The sequence below is a fragment of the Lentzea chajnantorensis genome (assembly GCF_054300775.1).
This window is the reverse complement of the sequence record NZ_JBSDZT010000002.1, coordinates 4,845,066-4,863,866: the sequence shown is the minus strand read 5'-3', so window position 1 is coordinate 4,863,866 and position 18,801 is coordinate 4,845,066. Positions and strand designations below refer to the sequence as shown.

The following is an 18,801-nucleotide window of genomic DNA, read 5'->3' as shown; positions in this document are numbered from 1 at the left end:
CGCCTCGACGTCGACCCCGGAGATCAGTCAGCCCCCGCCGCTCAGGGGGCCGCCGAGCGGGTGATCTCGATCACCGACACCACCGTGGGCATCGCCGCGAGGGCCTGCCGTACGCACACTGGAAGAGGTGCACCGCGGTTCCGTCGACGTGACCGCCGCACCTGGTCGAGGCACCACCGTGCGGCTGCCGGGTCACGTGGAACTCACCTGAGCCGTGCCGCGTTGAGCGGGTGCAGGCAGTCCGCCGGAGAGGAACGCGGTGATCGTCCCCATGCCCTCGAACGCACCCCGTCGCACGGGTGCGTTCGCACTGACCGAGGACGTCACGATCAGGGTGACCGGTCAGGCCCGCACGGCGGCCGCGCTGCTGCGCGAGCACATCTTCCGCCGCACCGGCCACACGCTGGCCGAGTCGCCCGACGGCAGGCTCATGGTGACGCTCGACCCGGCCCTGCGCGGACTCGGCCCCGAGGGCTACGCGCTGCTGGTCAGCCCGAGCGCCGTGATGCTGCGGGCGCGAACCCAGGCCGGTCTGCGGCACGGCGTGCAGTCGTTCCGCCAGCTGATGACCCCGGACGGCACCGTGCGCGCCGCCGACGTGCAGGACTCCCCCGCGTTCGCGTGGCGCGGTGTGACCAGCCCGCTGCTGCCGGCCGCCGAGATGCGCGCGACCATCGACCGGATGGCCGCCTACAAGCTCAACGTCCTGCACCTGCGCCCGGACGGCGACCAGCACGAGCTGCGCGAGCTCGTGGAGTACGCGCTGGCCAACGGCGTGACGATCGTGCCCGAGATCGGCAGGTCGCTCGCCGAGGTGCTCGACGTGTTCCCCAGCCGCTGGGTGCACATCGGCCGGGCCAAGCTGACCAGCGGTCTTGCCGGTCTGCTGCAGAGCCACGACCGGGTGCCGGTGCGCTGGCACGAGGGTGACGCGCCCGCCGACGTCCTCGGCCCGCACGGCCAGCTCAGCGAGGGCGACGCAGGGCTGCGCGCCGTCGCGGTGGCCGGCTGGGTGGGCGGCCACGGGGTGCTGCAGCGGTCCGCCGCACTGGCCTCACCCGCACTGGGCTGACCGAACCAGGTTTAACCGGCCTTCTCCGGGGTACAGACGCGTCCCCGGGAAAGGAAGTTCCGACCATGCCCTCGTCCAGGCCCCTGCGCCGGATGGCCGCGCTGCCACTGGTCCTGCTCGTGGTGGCGGCCTGCCTCGACCTGCTGCACGTCCTGAGCGGCAGCACCACCGCAGCCGCGCTCGCGTGGCACCTGATCACCGCCGGTCTGCTGCTCGGCATCGCCGTCGCCGCCGCCCAGTGGCTCGACCGGATCTTCGCCGAGCCGGCCGAGCACACGTCCGCGCGCGACGTCGGGATCGCCTTCGTGCTCCTGCTCTTCGGCACCAGCTGGGCGTTGCGGCTCGGCGAGGTCGGCTGGCAGCCGAGCTGGGGCGCGACCCTCGCGGCGTGGGCGGGCGCGCTCGGGGTGCTCGCCGTGACCTACCGCGGCCCGCTCCGGCGGAACGCGGCTGTCAGCACGTCCTGAACACCTGCGCGGCGTACTGGCGATGACGTAGGGTTCGGGCACCTCGTCGGTTCTGATCCGAAAAGAAGTCGCCTGGATGTCCCAGGACCTCGTTCCCGCCGTCGCGTGGGACCGGCTGCACCACCACTACGGCACCGCGGAGGACGTTCCCGCCCTGCTGCGCGCCGCCGCCACCGACGCCCGCGCGTTCGGCGAGCTGGACAACAGGATCTCCCACCAGGGCGGCTGCGTCCTGTCCGCCGCGCCCCCGGTGCTGCCGGCACTTCTGCGCTGTGCCGCCGATCCGGCGGTCGGGCACCGTGCCGCCGTGGTCGACCTCGTCGGCCGGTTGGCGGAGGCCGGGCGGACGGCGGAACCCCGGTACGTCACACCGACCTGGCCGGCGGCGTGGGCGGCGGCCGTCCCGCGGTTGCTCGACCTGGTCACCGACCCCGACCCGGTGGTCCGCCGGCGGATCGCGTTCCCCCTCGCCCAGGCGCACGAGCACGCCTGCCTGGTGCTGCCCGCGCTGGTGAACGGCTGGCACCGCGACACCGACGAGGCCGCTCGGGTCGGGTTCGTGTGCGCGGCAGCGGAGTTGTTGCGCGACATGGCCACCGAGTGGCCGGCGCCGGTCGTCGACTGGCTCTCGGACCTCCGCTCGCACCCCGACGCGGTGCACCGCTTCGCCGGTGCGATGGCCCACCGCAGGTCCGGTCTCGGCGGACGCGACCCACGGCACGTCGATGAGGCCATCGCCTACCTGCCGACGGCCGATCCCTTGCTGTGGCACCACGTTTGGGCCGCGCGCCGACCGATCGCCCGGCTGGTGCGGTGGACCGCCGACGTGCTCGACGACGACCGGGACGGCCGGACCCGTCTGGCCGCGGCACTGCTGCGCCTCGGCCACGAGCAGGCTTTGACCGCGGCCTGGGACGTGCTGAGCCGCTGGCGCTCCCCGGCCGCCACCCTGCTGCCGCTCGTCGCGGAACGGCTGTCCGATCCGGACCCGGCTCGACGCGAGCAGGCAGCCGAGGTGCTCGGCGCCACCGGCCGCGCCGCCGAACCGTGGCATCCAGACCTCGTCGCCGCGGCCCGGGACGAGGTGCCCGCGGTGCGCAAGGCGGCCGTGCTGGCGCTGGCCGGAGCGCCGGAATCCGTTGCCCTGGTGGCAGATCTGCTCGACCACGGCCCGGTGGACCACGACCTCCGCCGGTCGTTGCGCCCGCTGCGGCCCTTCGCCGCGACGCTGCTGCCGCTGCTGCGCCGCCGCCTTGCCGAGGCAGACGACTTCGCCGAACGACGCGACTACCTCCTCGTGCTCGCACACTGGGGCCCCGACGCCGTGGAGGCGGCACCGGAGGTCACCGCCCAGATCGGCACGGACGTCGAGGAGTGGGCTCTCGACGCGCTGGTCTCGTTCGGGCTGAGCGACATCTGCGAACGGCCCGAACCAGACGCGCCGGTCAGGTCGGCCGTGCGGTACTGGCGCGCGACCGGCGACACCGAGCTCCTCCTCGACCGCCTCCGCGCCGACGACCCCACACTCGTCCGGCACCTCGACGTCCTGGCGGAGCTCGGCCCCGCGGCAGCCGATCTGGCCGCCGTGCTGCGCACCACCCGCACCTCCGGATGGGACGACGCACGCCGGCTGCGCACCCTGTGGCGCATCACCGGCGACCCGGCCGACGCCACCGGCGCGGCCATGGCGGTGTGGCGGGCGCTCACCACCGGCGGACCGTTCGGCCGGTACCTGATCGAGTGCATCGGCCGGCTGGCCGAACTCGGTCCGCTCGCGGAGCCCGCGGTGCCGGTGCTGCGCGAGCTGCTGGAGCAGGACACCCGGCCGGGACGGCCCGACCGGCGGTGCGGCATCCGCGACGACGACCTGCTGTGCGACGCGATCAGGGCCGTGCTGGCCGGTGCGGCCTGAAGAAGTACCGTGCGCGCGTGGAGATCACCGACAGAACGTTCCCGCCCGCCCTCGTCGCCCTGTCGGGCATCGAGTTCCCCTGGAGCCACGACGAGGAGCCGGCGCCGACGAACATCGACTACGAGCCCTATGACGAGTTCGACCCCGCCGACGAGACCACCGACTGGATCCGCGCCTGGACGGGCAACGACGAGCTCGACGGCGCCGCATTCCGGGTGTTCGCGCAGGACGGCACCGGCGGCCTGGTCACCAGCTGGCTCGTGCGACCCGGCCGACCGCTGACCGAGCAACCGGTGGCGTTCTTCGGTTCCGAGGGCGAGGTCGGCGTGGTCGCCACGGACCTGGGCTCGTTCCTGTGGCTGCTGGCCGGCGGCGTCGGACCGCAGGAGGCGGTCGAGTTCGGCACGGACACCGGCGTGCCGCACCCGGAGCTGCGCGCGGTGGCCGAACAGCACTCCGGCACCGCACCGCGCACGCCCGCCGAGGTGCTGGCGGCGGCGCGGGCGGAGTTCCCGGACTTCGCCGAAACCGTCCAGTCCTGGTGCCGCTGAGCCCCTCCCCGACCGCCCACCCAGCGTGGTGATGTGCTCACCACCTGCAGGGTTGTGGTGATCGTCAGAAATTGTCAGTGGTCGTCGCTAACGTCTCCCCTGTCGGGCCGGACCGGTCGGATCGGGCCCCGGGGTGAGGAGATGACGCGTTGTCAGGTTGGGAAAGTTCGAGCACGGCGCGGGTGCTGTGGCCCGCGCGGCCGCGCAAGCTGGCCAAGGTCCCGTTCGTCGAACTGGCGGACGGGCGGCTGCAGGGCGTGGTCTCCAGCGGCTCGGACGTCGAGCGGGTGTACGTGTCGTCGGTCGCGGCCGGCTCGTACGACTTCTCCTGCAGCACCAACAACAATCGGCCGTGTGGTGGGGCGCGGGGCGGGTTCTGCAACCACGTCCTCGGGCTGATCGGCGAGGCCGTGCTGCAGTACGGAGCCGAGCGGGTCGCGCGGTACCTGCGCGTCGAGGGCGAGGACGGCCACCAGATCGCCGCGAACATGCGGGCGGCCGGACCGTCCCAGGGGGACAGTGCCGCGGCGGCCCAGGTGTTCAGCCGGTTCCTGCGTCATCTGGCCTATTTGGAGCTGTCGCCGACGACGGCGCCGTTGCCGGAGATGCAGTGGTTCCCGCCGACCAGGGCGGTGGTGTGATGCGTGCCGACCTGTTGGCGGACGAGGTCGAGGGCCTCGACGAGGCGCTGGCGGCCGTGGCCGGTGCCGACCAGGCGCTGGCGGCGGGGTTGCTGCGCCCGCAGGCCGCCCAGGTGGCCGGGGTGACCGCGCTGGCCGAGGCCGTGGCGGGGTCGCCGCTGGCGGAGCGGGTGGCGGAGGCGGCCGAGAAGGTCGCGGCCGGTGCGGCGGGCGAGGACCACTTCGTGTCCCTTGCCGCGGCACGGGTTGCGCTGTTCGGCTCGGTGCACGACGCGGTGGTGCACCGGCTCGACCAAGCGACCGGGCGGGCTCGTGCGGAGGAGTTGGTTCCCGCGGGCACCGCCGAGGTGCCGGTGAACCTGTTGCTGGCGGCGCGGTCCTGGCTGTCCGACCTCGCGCGGGCCGGGTGGCAGGGCATCGACCACGACCTCGTCGCCGGTGCCGCGCCGGTGGTGTCGGCGTTGCTGCCGGTGCCGGAGCTGCGCAGGCTGGCCGCGCTGCTGGACGGGTTCGCGGCGGAGCTGGCGGCGTCCTGCCCCGGCTCGGCGCTGGAGCGGGTTCCCGCGCGGCGCTGGGGAGACCTGTGGTCGCGGGCGATGCTGCTGACGTTGCCCGGCGCGCTGCGGACGGGGACGACGACGGTGAGCGGCCGCCTGCTGCCGCTCGGCGTGGACCTGCAGGAGCACGCCACGGCAGCGCAGGCGCAGGTGCACGCGGTGCTGGAGCCCGCGGACGGCGGCGCGCCGGTGTTGGTGCGGGCCAGCGTGTCCGCGCCGAAGCCGGACACCGTGGTGGGCGCGGGGATCTGGCAGCTGCTGCGGCCGCACCTGAGCCTGCTGACCGCGGTGAGCGAGGGCAGGGCGGTGGAGCTGACCGACATGCCGATGACCGGTGAGGGTGACCTGCTGTGGGTCGAGTCGTGCGCACGGCCGGCCGAGGCCGCAGACCCGTTCACGACCGCGCGGGTGGTCCTGCCGACCGCGGCCGCGCTGCCGACGGCGGCGCTGGACCGGCACCCGGCCCGCATCGCCGCGCCGGTGTTCCTGGAGGGGTACGGCGTGGAGCCCGACCCGTTGGCGTTCGTCGTGTCCGGGCAGCAGGTCGCGGTGGACGCCGACCGCATCCCGGCGGCCGGGCCGCTGACGCCGGAGGCGGTGGCCGCCTCCGCTGAGTGCATCGGCCTGGTGCGCTGGGACGACGGGGCGTTCCGCGTGCAGCCGCTGGCCGTGCTCACGGTGGCGCGCAAGAAGTCCGTGGCGCTGCACGCGGGTGCGTGGGCCGGTGGCGCGGGCACCGACAAGGCCGGGGTCAAGGCGGAGAAGGCCGCCACGGACGCCGTGGCCGTGTTGCGCGAGCGCGCTGGAAGGCTGCTGCGCAAATGACCGACGAGACCACGTCGGCGAACGACGAGAACCGCAGGCAGGTCCTGTACTGGCGGTTGCTGTCGCGCCTGTTCGACCACGAGGAGCAGTCCTCGCTGGAGGCCGCGAGCCTCGCCGTGCTGCAGGACGTCGGCCTGCCGCCCGCACTGCTGGACCCGCACACCGGTGTCGACAACGTGGTGCAGCGCCACCCCGGCCTGGAGGCGGAGTTCGACGGGCTGATGGCCCGCTCCCCCGACGAGGAAAGGGACTCCGCGGCCGAGGTGCGCCGCGCGGCCCTGGTGTCGAAGGTGCTGCTGAACGTGTTCGGCACCGGCTCCGGCACGGTCACGGCCGGGCAGCTGGCCCGCTGGCAGTCCGACGCCGGCTGGCTGGAACGCGCTCTGGGCTGCCGGCCTGGTGAGCTGCGCGGTGGCCGCAGCGGCCACGGCACCAGCGGCGGCGCGCCGACACCGGACCTGAGCACGCTGCTGCCCGGCATCGGGCCCGAGCTGGGTGCGCTCGAAGCGGACCTGGTGAAGCGCATGCACCTGCGCGAGGTGCTCGCCGACCCGGCGCTGGCCGCCCAGCTGACGCCGAGCATGTCGCTGATCGAGCAGCTGCTGCGGGACAAGAACAACCTGTCCGGGGTCGCGCTGGCCAACGCCAAGTCGCTGATCCGCCGGTACGTCGACGAGGTCGCCGAGGTGCTGCGCACCGAGGTCGAGAAGGCCTCGGTCGGCAGGATCGACCGGTCGGTGCCGCCCAAGCGGGTGTTCCGCAACCTCGACCTCGACCGCACCATCTGGAAGAACCTGACGAACTGGAGCCCGGAGGAGGAACGGCTCTACGTCGACCGCCTCTACTACCGGCAGACGGCGCGCAAGACCACGCCGCAGCGGTTGATCGCGGTGGTCGACCAGTCCGGTTCGATGGTCGACTCCATGGTCAACTGCGCGATCCTGGCGTCGATCTTCGCCGGGCTGCCCAAGGTGGACGTGCACCTCATCGCGTACGACACCCAGGCGCTGGACCTCACGCCGTGGGTGGGTGACCCGTTCGAGACGCTGCTGCGCACGAACCTGGGCGGCGGCAACGACGGCATGGTCGCCATGGCGCTGGCGCAGGCGAAGATCGCCGAGCCGGCGAACACCGTGGTGGTCTGGATCTCCGACTTCTACGAGACCCGCATCGAGCAGCTCTTCGACAACATGGCGGCCATCCACCGCTCCGGCGCGAAGTTCATCCCGGTCGGCTCCGTCACGAGCTCCGGCCGCGGCAGCGTGAACCCGTGGTTCCGCGAACGCTTCAAGGACCTCGGCACCCCGGTGATCTCGGGCCACGTCCGCAAGCTCGTCCACGAACTCAAGACCTTCCTGACCTTCTGAAAGGCACCACATCACCATGTCCGACCTGTTGCGCGCCCCCGCCGAGATCAAGTACGCCGAGGAGCTCGACTGGCTCGAGTCGATCGACGCGAACCCCAAGCCGTTCGCGTGGCGGTTGTCGCCCAAGATGATCCGGCTGTTCGTGCTCGGTGCCGAGCGGTCCGACGGCCTCGACCGCGAGGTGGCCCAGAAGTGGTTCGGCGACCGCAGCATCGTGGAGCGGGCCATCGTCACGCTCGCCTCCGACCGCGGTCTGCTGCTGATCGGCGACCCCGGCACTGGCAAGAGCTGGCTGGCCGAGCTGCTGGCCGCCGCGATCTCGCGCAACTCCACCCAGGTCGTGCAGGGCACGGCGGGCACGACCGAGGACCACATCAAGTACTCGTGGAACGTGTCGATGGTGATCGCGAAGGGGCAGTCGCGGCAGTCGATGATCCCGTCGCCGATCATGACGGCGATGGAGACCGGCACGATCGGCCGGTTCGAGGAGCTCACCCGCTCGACCAGCGACGTGCAGGACGCCCTCATCTCGATCCTGTCGGAGAAGTACATCTCGGTGCCGGAGCTCGACAGCGCCGGCGGCGAGAACATCGTGTTCGCCAAGCCCGGCTTCTCGATCATCGCCACCGCGAACAGCCGCGACCGGGGCGTCAACGACCTGTCGTCGGCGTTGAAGCGCCGGTTCAACTTCGTGCGCATCCCGGTGGTGACGAACAAGAAGAGCGAGACCGAGATCGTCCGCTTCCGCACAGAGGAGCTGCTGCGCCGCCACCAGATCGAGCTGGACGTGCCGCCCACGCTGCTCGACGTGCTGCTGCGCAGCTTCGCCGACCTGCGCGCCGCCTCCGCCTCGGCAGCCAGCGAGGACGAGAAGCTCGAGTCCGCCCTGTCCACCGCTGAGCAGATCGGTGTGCTGGAAGACGCGATCCTGCACAGCAACTTCTTCGGCGAGCGCGCGCTCACCGCGCACACGCTGGGGGCGTCGCTGGTCGGCTCGCTCTCCCGGCGGGCACCGGAGGACCTGGCGATCATGAACAAGTACCTGCACGGTGTCGTCGAGCCGCGCAGCAAGGACGAGGGCGGGCACTGGCCCGAGTTCCTGACCGGCGGCCGCGACACGATCGCCACCCTCTCGTGAGCGGCGCCCCCACGCCCGCGCCGGACACCCCACCTGCGGGCCCAGCAACGGACAGCGCGTCCACCGGTCCCGCCGCGGCCAGCGCTCTCCCCCGCCCCGCACCGGCGAGCGGCAGCCCGGACCACGCGCCCGTCAGCGCTACCGCGGAGCGCACGCTCACCAGCCCCACCGCGGACAACGCCCCGACTACCGCCGGAGCGGCCCGCACGTCCGCCAGCCCCGCCGAGAACAACGCGCCAACGACCGCCGGAGCGGCCCGCACGTCCGCCAACCCCACCGCGGACAACGCCTCGGCCACCGCCGGAGCGGCCTGCACATCCGCCAGCCCCACAGCGGACAACGCGCTGGCCACCGACAGGGCGGAGCGCACGCTCACCAGCCCAACTGCGGACAATGCCCCGGCCACCGCCAGAGCGGCCCGCACGTCCGCGAGCCCCTCCACGACCAGCGCGCCCGCAAAGAGCGCCACCGCCGGGGTCTTCGAGGCGCTGCGCACGCAGCTGCACGAGGCGGCGACGGAGTTCGCCGACGGGCCCGGCGCGTTGGAGGGCATCCTGCGCGGCATGGTCGACGACGTCGACCGCGCCGTGCGGGAGCCGCTGGAGATCTTCCCGGTGTGCCACCACTCCCCCGCCTCGGCCGTGGCGATGGCGCGGCGGCTGCGGGAGAAGCAGCCGAAGGTCGTGTACCTGGAGCTGTGCGAGGACATGGCGCCGTTGCTGACGGAGCTGCGCAACTGCCGCCTGCCCGTCGCGGTGCAGGCGTTCGCGAGCGAGGTCGAGGGCTTCCCGGCGGAGTGGGCACCGCTGTCGGTGGTCGCGCCGATCACCGAGGCGTCCGCGGAGTACCAGGCGATCTCGTACGCGCTCGACACCCCCGGCGTCGAGCTGGTGCTGGTCGACCGGTCGTCCGACCACGTGTTCCAGTGGCAGGCACCGGAAGCGGGGCCGGCCGACGAGGAAGCGCTGCACGGCGACGCCGTGGGCGTGGAGATCGGCGACCTGCGGCCGCGCTTCGCCGAGCTGGAGGAGCACCTGCTGCACCACGGCAAGGTGCGGCACTGGTCGGAGTGGTGGCACCAGTACGTCGAGCAGCCGCTGGGCGGCACCGACCACGACACCTACCGCCAGGTGATGTTCCTGATCGGCAGCCTCTTCCGGCGACTCGCACCCGGCGACCCACACCGGGTCACCGTGGACGAGGACCGCGAGCGCTACATGTGGACCCGGATGCGCGAGCACCTGGCCGCCAGCGGCGCGGACCCGGCAGACTGCCTGTACGTCTGCGGTGCCTTCCACGCGGCGAGCCACGTCGCGGAGTTCGGCGTCGAGGGCTCCGGCGACTTCGAGATCAGCCCGCGCAGCGCGAGCAGGTGGCAGTACGGCCTGATCCCGTCCAGCCACGCCGCGATCGAGGCGCAGTTCGGCCTCGCGTCGGGCTCGGTGTCGATCGCGGCCACCGAGTGGGCGAAGAACCTCAAGCGCACCAAGGTGAAGCCGTTCGCGCTGGAGGGCCAGGCCGGCGCGAAGAAGCCGAGGAAACCGCTGCCGGAGCCGGTGGCCGAGCTGGCGGCGGCCGACCAGCTCTCCGGCTTCCTGCAGCGCCCGCCGGTCCTCGACCGGCTGGACGAGGCCGAGCTGCTGGGCTGGTCGGTGGAGGTGGTCCGCGCGGCCCGCCGCAACGGCTACCTGTCCTCCACCGCCGACGCGATCGCCGTGTTCGAGACGTCGATCCTGCTGGCCGGGATGCGCGACCGGGCCCGGCCCACGCCGTACGACTTCCAGGACGCGGCGGTCACGTGCATCGAGAAGGACGTCGTGCCCGGCCGCCGCGACGTGCGCCGCATCGTCGAGATCATGATGGGCGGCGACCGGATCGGCCAGGTCGGCTACGACGCGCTGCCGCCGCTGGCCCGCGACGTGCACGACCGGCTCGCGCCGCTCGACCTCAAGCTGGGTCAGCGCGGCGTGCAGCGGGCCCTGCTCGACATCGCCGGCCGGCCGGAGCTCGAAGCGTGCTCCGACCTGCTGTGGATGCTGCGCTACCTGATGCCGCACGGCGCCGCCCGCCCGATCATGGGCGAGCGCAGCCTCGGTGAACGCCCGATCCAGGAGTCCTGGGACCTCGCCCTCGGCACCCACCAGCGCTCGCTGATCGAGCTCGGCTACGAGGGCGTGAGCGTCGAACAGGTGGTGGAGCAACGCCTGCGCCGCGCCGCCCACGACCCGCAGGCCACGACGGCCCGCGTCCTCGAAGCCGTCGAGGACGCCATCCGCTACCTGCACAGCCCGCGCCTGGCCGCTGAGCTGGGCACCCGCGCCCTGGAGGTCCTGGCCGGCGAGCGCACGGTCGACAGCGCCCCCGAGGTCCTGCGCCGCGCCCGCCGCCTGCTCGCCTACTACCGCACCAACGACCCGGCCCTGCCGCCGTGGATCGAGTCGTTCGTCCGCACCGGCTACGCCCACTACTGCACGCTGCTGCCGACCGCGTTCACCGAGGAGGACGCCACCGTCGACCAGGTCGCCGCCACCCTGGGCTTCCTGTTCAGCATGGAGTCGCTGGCGCTGTCGCTGGGCTGCGACCGCACCCAGCTGGAACTGGCCGTCGCCCAGTCCCACCCGGAGGAACCCGCCAAGGTCGCACTGCTGTGGGCCGCCCAGGTCCAGCTGGGCCGCCTGACCCGCGCCGACCTCCGCACCCGGTGCCACGACCTGCTCACCAACCCGCTGACCCTGCCGAGCTACCCCCGCTACCTCAGCGGCTTCGTCCACGCCCTGGAACCGGCCCCGTCGCTGGTGGACTTCGTGGTGGAGACCATCTCCACCGCCTTCGCCCACCTCCCCGACCACCTGCTCCTGCCGTGGCTGCCCAGCCTCATCACCACCCTGCGCACCAAGGGCGCGCAGCACGTCCCGACCCTGATCCGCGAGGCCGCCCGCCTCTTCCCGGCCCGCCTCCCGGCCCTCGACGCCTGGACCCCGCCCTGGCTCGCCGAGCCGACCCCCACCGCGCCCCGGCGCACGTCCGCACCCCGGGGCGTGGCGCTGCTGGCCGCCCACCCGGCGACCTGCGACGCGGTGGCGGACCTGCTGGGCTGCACGGGCTCCTGGCAGGCGGCCGCTCCGTCCGGCGTGGCCCTGCTGGCCAAGCACCCGGACACGGCGTTGGCACTGGAGGCGCTGTTGGTGCCCTGAAACGAGCGTTGCCCGTCCCCACCGCTCAGGGCGGCCGGGACGGGCAACGGTTCAGCCGGTCAGGTGCTGATCGTGCCGCCCACCACGGGCAGCACGACCTTGCTGACACCGAGCGACACGGCGATCGAGATGCCGCTCGACCCGGTGTCCGTGCCGATGTAGCCGCTGTGGTTGGTCACGAGCACGATCCCGATCCGGTGCCCGGCCGGGATGACCGCGTCGCGGGCGTGCAGCTTCCACGTCACGTCGACGGCGGTGCCGGTCGGCAACGGGGTCGCGGTCTCCAGCGAGTTGCGGTTCTTCGTGTCGATGGCGCCCTTGGTGAGCATGGTCGCGGAGACCGCCTGGGTCGACACGGCCGGCGGCTGGGCGCAGCCGGTGCGGTTGCGCAGGTCGTCGCGGGAGCACTTCTCGGTCGACAGCTGCAGCGGGGTGCGTTCGGTGAGGACGGCCTGGGTGGCCGGGCCGTAGTCGACGAGCAGTGCCGTGAGCGGGGTGGAGGTGCGGTTGGCCGCGATGCGGGCGGTCACCTGGACCTCGCCGGAGAGCCGGGCCTCGCGGGTCAGGGGTGCGGTGACGTAGGCGAGGCGGCGGGTGTCGGCGACCTCGGGGTTGGCCATCATGGCGGACTCGCTGAGGTTGGTGTTGTCCGCGAGGCGCTGGGTCTGGCCGGTGCCGGTCGGCGACGCGGTCAGCGAGCCGGTGAAGCCGCCGGCCGCGGGGCCGAGGTGGAGGGTGGTGGTCGCCGTGCCGGGCTGGGGCCAGGACGCGTGCTGCTCCCAGGAGCCGTCAGGGCGCTGGATGTCGGCCATCGGCTCGCTCATGATGCCGTTGTCGATCCCCTTGAGCCAGTGGTCCATCCACAGGCCCATGACCCGCTGCCACTCGGCCTGGCGGAACGAGATCGGGTCGAGGTGGCCGCCGCGGTGCAGCCACAGCTTGCGGGGCACGCCCTGTGCGGCGAGCGCGTCCCACCAGCGGCCGAACTGGGAGGGCTTGACGTTCCAGTCCGCCTGGCCGTGGACGACGAACACGGACGCGCTCACGTTGCCGGCCGAGGGCCGGTAGTCGCGGGTGCGCCAGAACGAGGTGTAGTCGTAGGACTCGTCGCCGTCGTTGCGGGCCATGGCGTCGAGCACCGCGCGGCACTTCGACTTCTGCGCGGAGCTGATCACGTAGTTGGCGAGCACGGTCGGGTAGTCGCTGGTGTAACCGCGGTAGCCGATGCCCTGGTCACGCGCGTACTCGTACCAGCTGGAGATCGCGGCGATGGGCACGACCGTCTTGACTCCGGGGATGTTCGCGGCCGCGGCGGCGTTGGGCAGCGTGCCGTTGTAGGAGACGCCGAGCATGCCGACGTTGCCGGTGCTCCACGACGCGACGGCGGCACGGCCGTCGGCGTACCGCGCGGTGGCGCGGCCGTTCAGCCAGTCGACGACGGCGCGCACGCTGGCGGTGTCCTCCGGCCCGCCGGTGGTCGGGCAGCCGGTCGAGCGCGAGGTGCCTTGCATCTCCACCTCGACCACGGCGTAACCGCGCGGCACGAAGTACTCGTCGTACCACCGCCCGAAACCGCGCGGCACGCCGGCCGCGGCGGTCGCGCCGAGCCCGTAGTAGGGGCTGGCCTCCATGACCACCGGGACCTTGCCCGCCTGGCCGGGGCGCTTGACGTCGGCGGCGATGCGGTCGCGCACACCGTCGCCGTCACTGTCCACTGACGACTCGACGTAGACGGTCTCGGTGATGTCGGCCGCGACAGGGGCGGCGGCGACGCTCACGGGTACGCCGGCCGACAGCAGTGCTGCCAGCACGGCGGGGACAAGGGTTCGCATGGGTTCCTCCGGTGCGAGCCCGGCCGAGCAGGGGTGACCGGGCACACCGGAATCTCACCGATGCGGGAACGTGCGGCGGTACCGTCGAAGGATCTTGACGGTTGCCGGAACTCGGCCCACCGGCCCAGCCCAGAACCGCGGGTCTTCGGGCGCCGACGGCTTCGCCACCGCCTCCACGGGGCTACCGGCGTGCACCCCGGTCGTGCCTGGCGGCGAGGCGGTGGCCCGGCGAACGTGAGCCCGGCGGCCCGGGACCTCAGCCGGCGAAGTCCTGGGTCATCCACACCGTCCCCTTGGCGTCGCGGGTGACCACGATGCCGACGCGGGTGAACGAGCGGCTCAGGATGTTCTTGCGGTGGCCGTCGTTCGGCGGCTTCTCGTCGATCATGCCCTGGTTGAGCTTGATGGCCATGGCCGCGATCGGGTCGGCGGCGTTCGCGACCGGGCCGCCCATGCCGACGTTCTCGCCGACCGAGCTCCACCGCGCGCCCGCCGCGGTGATCCGGTCGCCCAGGTCGGCCTCGCCGGAGCAGCGGTGTGAGAGCCCGCAGCCCGCGATCATCGCCTGGTTGTGCCGTTCGCCTGCCGTGACCAGCGCGGGGTCCATCGTCAACGGCGGCAGGCCCTCCTCCGCCCGTGCGGCGTTGAGGTGGGCGAGCACGCGTTCGGCCGGGGTTGCGGGAGGCGGGGGTGGTGGAGGTGGGGCGGCGGACGTCGTGGTCGGGGCGGCGGAGCTGGTCGGCGTGGCGGAGCCGCTGGGAGCCGCAGAGGTGCTGGGAGCCGCGGAGGTGCCGGGAGGGACCTCGGACGTCGTCACCGCAGGCGTCAGCGCGGCCGGGGCCTGTGCCGCCGGTGGCGCGGGTGGGTTGCCGGGTGTGAAGACCCAGGCGCCCGTGACGCCGGCCGCGGCGCAGACCACCACGGCGGCCGCGACGGTGAGGGCGGGCTTGGCCGAGAGGAAACCACCGATCCGTTGCAGCACGGTCATCTCCAGCAGGTGCGCCGCGGGCTCGACGGCCGGTCGGCTGAGGTTCTCCAGCAGCAGCGGCAGACAGCCCGCCGGAACCACCAGCAGGGCCGCGCCCGTCAGGATCCGCTCGACCGGCATGGCGTCGGCAACTCCGCGCCGGCACCGGCCGCAATCGTCGACGTGCCGCAGCAACCTCTTGCGCCACAACGGGTTCGGCTGCCCGTTCCACTCCTCGGCCGCCCGCGCGAGGCCCGCGCAGCGCGGGTCGTGCTGCACCGCTCGCACCAGCAGCCGGATCGTCTCCAGCCGGCCCTTCAACCGGCTCACCCGCACCGTCACGGCGTGCGCGTTGAGGTCCAGCGCGTCGGCGACCTCGGCGCGGCTGAGCTGCCCCGACCGCTCCAGCGCCCACACCGCCAGCAGCTCGCGGTCGGCCGGGTCCAGCCACCGCGCCGCCTCGTCGACCTCCCGCCGCTGCTCCAGCAGGTGCAGCCGGGACAACGCCACCTCGACGAACTCCGCCTCCGGGTCCGCCCGGTCGTACTCCTCCAGCGGCGCGGGGGCAGTCTCCCGGCGCCGGTAGTGCTCGCGGAGCTGGTTGACCGTCACCGCCACCAGCCACGACCGCAGCCGCTCCGGCTCACGCAGGCCGCCGATGCCGCGGATGACCCGCACCATCGTCTCCTGCACCACGTCGTCGACGTCGGCGTCCGAGGACAGCGCGCGACCAGCGATGTTGTAGACCAGCGGCAGGTAGGCCTCGACCACCGCGTCCAGCGCCGCGCGGTCCCCCTCCCGCGCAGCCACCACCAGTTCCGGGGACACCTGCCCCAGCCACTCCCGCACCGTCACGACCAACACCCTCACTTCGCCGACGTCACCCGTTCGGAAACGGAGACCGGCGCATCTCACCCCAAGTCACACAAAGCACGAAACAAAGTGACCCATGTCACAACTGGTTCACCAGCCGTGGTGAGCGAACGCGGCCCACTTGACCGGGTCGGCGAGCGCGCGGTCACGGGCCCGCCCGCGCAGCAGGGTGTCGACCCCCTCCGGTGCCTCCCGGTCCTCGTCCAACGCCCAGAGCTGGGCCGACCTGAGCGCGTCCCGCGGGCGGGCGCCCGATCGGAGGAAGTCGTAGAACACGCACATGAGCAGCGCGGACTCGATGTCGTCGACCTTCCACCTCGTACCGACCACGCCGGCCGCGCCGATCGCCACGTACGCGGCTGCCAGGGTCAGCGCCTCGTCGTGCAGGCCCGCGGTCAGGTCGCTCTCGCACGCCGCCAGCACCACCAGTCCGCCCGCGCGGTCGTCGTCACGGCCGGCCGCGTGCCGCAGCACGCGTTCGACCGACAGCTCGGCGCGGGCGAGCACGAGCGCGGACCGGGCGGGCGTCGTCCCTGCGCGGGCGTGGCAGCCCAGGTGCAGCAACGACACGCCGCCGTCCCAGGCCGCGAGCACCTCGTCGGGCGTTCCCGGCCCGCTCACCGGCACGCCCGGTCCCGGCTGGCCGTAGAACCGGCCTCCGGGGTGCAGCCGGTGCAGGAACTGGGCCTCGTACTGGCCCGCGACCAGCGTGCCGTCCGGGTTGCTCACGACCACCGGGTCCGCGTCGAACGGCAGGCGCCGCCGTGCCGCCAGGTCGCACAGCTGCCGCGCCGAGGTGGCGTAGGTGAAGCCGGCCTCCCGGACCGCGGTCCGGCCTGATCCCGCTGCCGCGTGCCACGGGACGACGCCGAGCACGCCCGTCGGCACGAGCACGATCCAGGGCTGGTGCCGGCCGATCTCCCGCAGCAGCGGCTCGACGACCGCACGCCAGGCCCACGCGCACAACGACGGCAGTGCCGCCCGCCGCGCCTGGTCGTCCATCGCGAGATAGCGCCCCACCTCGCCGTCCTCCTCGGCGCGCAGCAGCGGCAGCAGCACCTCCCGCACGATGCCCTCCGACGTCGTCACCAGGGCACGTCCGTCGTGCTTGTCCAGTCCCGGCACGAGGTGCACGAGCACGTCGGCCTCCAGCGCCCGCAACGCCTTCGCGACGTCGGCCACCGGCGGCGGCCGGAGCAGCTCCAGCTCGCCGCCCAGCGCCGCCACCGCACGCCTGCGCAGGTCGCTGGGCTGCAGCTCCATCGACGCGATCGGCACCGGCGGCTGCGGCTTGGCGAGGTCCGCGGCGAGGTCGTCGTGCCCGAGCGCGCGCAGCCGGGGGCCGATGCCGGAGAACGCCGTCGTGCTGTGCAGCACCAGACCGCGACCCCACTCGACCGCTTCGACGGCCCGCTCCCAGTCGCCGGAGTCCGCACAGCGCAACGCGACCCGCCGGGCACGGGCGGCGGCGTCCGCTGCGCGTTCCACGGCGTGCCCGCTGTCGCTCTGCAGCAGGACGTCGCTCGCCCGCCGCCGCAGGGAGTCGAACCCGATCGCGATGGCGTCGTCCCCGTAGCCCAGCGTGGCGAGCTTCCAGCAGCTGTCCGCGAAACCGTCGAGCACCCCGGTGACGTCCCTGCCACCGATCGGGGCGAAGCTCCACGTGCGCGTAACGGCGCAGCGCCTCGTCGAGGTCCGCGCTGGTCCTCGTCGTCAGGTGGCGGCCGTGCCAGAACATCGCCAGGCCGAACACGGCGGCGGCGCGGTGGACGTCGAGGACGTCCGCGTCGTCCCTGAGCGCCTCGAGCTCGGCGATGGCGGCGTCGAACAGGGCCCAGTCGCGGCGCAGCAGTGCCACCCCCATGCGCCCGTGCGCGGAGGTCAGGGCGAGCGGGGCGAACATGGCCGAGCTGCGGTCGATCCCCTCCACCGCGTCGACGAGCAACTGCAGGGCCTCGTCCAGCACGGCCTGGTCGATCTTCCCCGCGCCGAGGTTGAGCAGCCGCTGGGCGAGCACGGCTCTCTCCCCCGCCAGCGCCACCGCGTCCACGTGCTCGTCAGCTCGGGCGAGCCGGTCGAGCTGCGCCCGGATGGCGGCGAGGTCGTCGGTCCCGTCGGTTCCGCCGGTCAGGACGTTCATCCGGTCTCGCATGTCGTCGATCTCGGACACGCCGGCGCCCCTCGCGACGCGTGCGGCGCGCAGCGCCTCCAGGTGGCTCAGCCCGGCCTGCCGGTCGCGCAGGTCCCCGGTCTGCTGGAACCGGGTCAGCAGCACGGCGGCGAACGCCTGCCAGGCCAGGTCGTGCTCCTCGGTGCCCGGTTCGACCAGGTTCATGGCCTGCCGGCAGTGCCCGGCGGCGGACTCGTACAGGTCCACCCGCTCCTGCGTGCTCTGCAGGATCTCGGCCTGGGACAGCATCACCAGGAACCTGGCCCTGATGTCCGGGTCCTGGTCCTCGTCCGCCACGGCCGCGGTCAGGGCGGCGACGGCGTGACGGCTCGGTGTCGCCTCACAGCCGACCAGGTGGGCGTGCGACAGCGTCGTGCCGTACAGCCCGAGCGCGGTCGACCGCAGCGGGTGCGACTCCCCCGCGACCGCGAAGAACTCGTCCAGGAGCCCGACCACGGCCTCCACCCGCCGCTGGTCGTTGGAGTCCAGGGCCAGGTTGCACGCCGCCACCGCCTGCTGGAACAGCAGCACCACCGCCACGTCGTCCGTGCGGTCCAGCTCCCGGCGCACGGCGTCCAGCTCGGTCAACGCCGTCAGCTGCTCGCTCGGCCCCTGCGCGAGCAGCCTCCGCAGCAACGCGATCGCGCACCGCTGGTCCACACCGCCCGTCCCGTGCTCGACGAGCCACGTCAGCAGCGTCGTCGCCGCGTCCTGGCCGAACCCGTCGGACATCCCGATGTCGGCGATGTCGCCCAGCACCGCACCGGGATTCACACGGACCACCTCGACCACCGCGAGGAGCCCGATGACCAGGTGCTTCGTCCAGCCGGAGACGGTGGGTTCGCCGGCAGCGGCCCTGAGCACGCGCTCGGCCTCCACCAGGTCGTCCCGCCCGCGCAGAGCCCTGGTCGCGAGGGCGAGCGCCCGGTACGGCAGCAGCAGCACGGGGTCCGGCGCGTCCTCGCCGGCGGCGGCCAGCTGCTCGACGGCGCGGAGCATGCCGTCGACGTCGTCGTGCAGGTAGTAGGCCTCCAGCAGCTCGGAGGCCAGCTGTGCGTTCCCCGGCGCGGCGGCGACGGCCCCGGTCAGGTAGCCGATCAGCGCCGGCAGCTCGTCGCGCGCCTTCCTGGCCCGGTCGAGCAGGAGGTCCCCGCGCAGCGCCGCGACCTCCGCCGGGTCCTGCTCCAGCCGCGGGTCGCCTTCGATCCTGGTGAGCCAGCGCAGGGCGCCGTTGC

12 protein-coding genes are annotated in these 18,801 nt (G+C 73.3%); 9 read left to right on the top strand and 3 right to left on the bottom strand.

Going from position 1 to position 18,801, the window contains the following annotated elements; genetic code table 11:
- Positions 1-259: 259 nt before the first annotated feature.
- The 9 genes from ACVDFE_RS24195 to ACVDFE_RS24155 all read left to right on the top strand — a co-directional run bounded on the left by ACVDFE_RS24195 (position 260) and on the right by ACVDFE_RS24155 (position 11,724).
- On the top strand, positions 260-1,072 hold the full coding sequence (locus ACVDFE_RS24195) for a glycoside hydrolase family 20 zincin-like fold domain-containing protein (protein WP_458431958.1): 813 nt from the start codon (positions 260-262) through the stop codon (positions 1,070-1,072).
- A 65-nt stretch (positions 1,073-1,137) separates the two neighbouring features.
- Positions 1,138-1,539: a hypothetical protein gene (locus ACVDFE_RS24190; protein ID WP_360388884.1), complete on the top strand. Its 402-nt coding sequence runs from the start codon at positions 1,138-1,140 to the stop codon at positions 1,537-1,539.
- A 76-nt stretch (positions 1,540-1,615) separates the two neighbouring features.
- Entirely contained in the window at positions 1,616-3,451 is a 1,836-nt protein-coding gene (locus tag ACVDFE_RS24185; RefSeq protein ID WP_458431957.1) for a HEAT repeat domain-containing protein, read from the top strand.
- 17 nt (positions 3,452-3,468) lie between these two features.
- The gene (locus ACVDFE_RS24180) at positions 3,469-4,002 is read left to right on the top strand and encodes an SMI1/KNR4 family protein (protein ID WP_360388891.1); all 534 of its coding nucleotides are present in this window, start codon (positions 3,469-3,471) and stop codon (positions 4,000-4,002) included.
- A gap of 149 nt (positions 4,003-4,151) precedes the next feature.
- Entirely contained in the window at positions 4,152-4,643 is a 492-nt protein-coding gene (locus tag ACVDFE_RS24175) for a hypothetical protein (protein WP_360388893.1), read from the top strand.
- On the top strand, positions 4,643-6,025 hold the full coding sequence (locus ACVDFE_RS24170; RefSeq protein WP_458431956.1) for a hypothetical protein: 1,383 nt from the start codon (positions 4,643-4,645) through the stop codon (positions 6,023-6,025). The genes ACVDFE_RS24175 and ACVDFE_RS24170 overlap by 1 nt, the downstream gene beginning before the upstream one ends.
- Positions 6,022-7,392, top strand: coding sequence for a VWA domain-containing protein (locus ACVDFE_RS24165; protein ID WP_360388897.1), 1,371 nt, complete (start codon positions 6,022-6,024; stop codon positions 7,390-7,392). Before ACVDFE_RS24170 ends, ACVDFE_RS24165 begins: the two co-directional genes overlap by 4 nt.
- Before the next feature lie 16 nt (positions 7,393-7,408).
- A complete protein-coding gene (locus ACVDFE_RS24160) occupies positions 7,409-8,530 on the top strand; it encodes an ATP-binding protein (protein WP_458431955.1) in 1,122 nt (373 codons plus the stop codon).
- Entirely contained in the window at positions 8,527-11,724 is a 3,198-nt protein-coding gene (locus ACVDFE_RS24155) for a hypothetical protein (RefSeq protein WP_458431954.1), read from the top strand. Before ACVDFE_RS24160 ends, ACVDFE_RS24155 begins: the two co-directional genes overlap by 4 nt.
- A 59-nt stretch (positions 11,725-11,783) precedes the next feature.
- On the opposite strand, the gene ACVDFE_RS24150 is transcribed toward ACVDFE_RS24155, so the two are convergent.
- The 3 genes from ACVDFE_RS24150 to ACVDFE_RS24140 form a co-directional block, all read right to left on the bottom strand.
- On the bottom strand, positions 11,784-13,556 hold the full coding sequence (locus tag ACVDFE_RS24150) for a CocE/NonD family hydrolase (protein WP_458431953.1): 1,773 nt from the start codon (positions 13,554-13,556) through the stop codon (positions 11,784-11,786).
- Positions 13,557-13,812: 256 nt separating this feature from the next.
- Complete coding sequence (locus ACVDFE_RS24145; protein WP_458431952.1) at positions 13,813-15,378, bottom strand: sigma-70 family RNA polymerase sigma factor; 1,566 nt, start codon at positions 15,376-15,378, stop codon at positions 13,813-13,815.
- A 108-nt stretch (positions 15,379-15,486) separates the two neighbouring features.
- Positions 15,487-16,398: a CHAT domain-containing protein gene (locus ACVDFE_RS24140; protein ID WP_458434389.1), complete on the bottom strand. Its 912-nt coding sequence runs from the start codon at positions 16,396-16,398 to the stop codon at positions 15,487-15,489.
- Between the last annotated feature and the right edge of the window lie 2,403 nt (positions 16,399-18,801).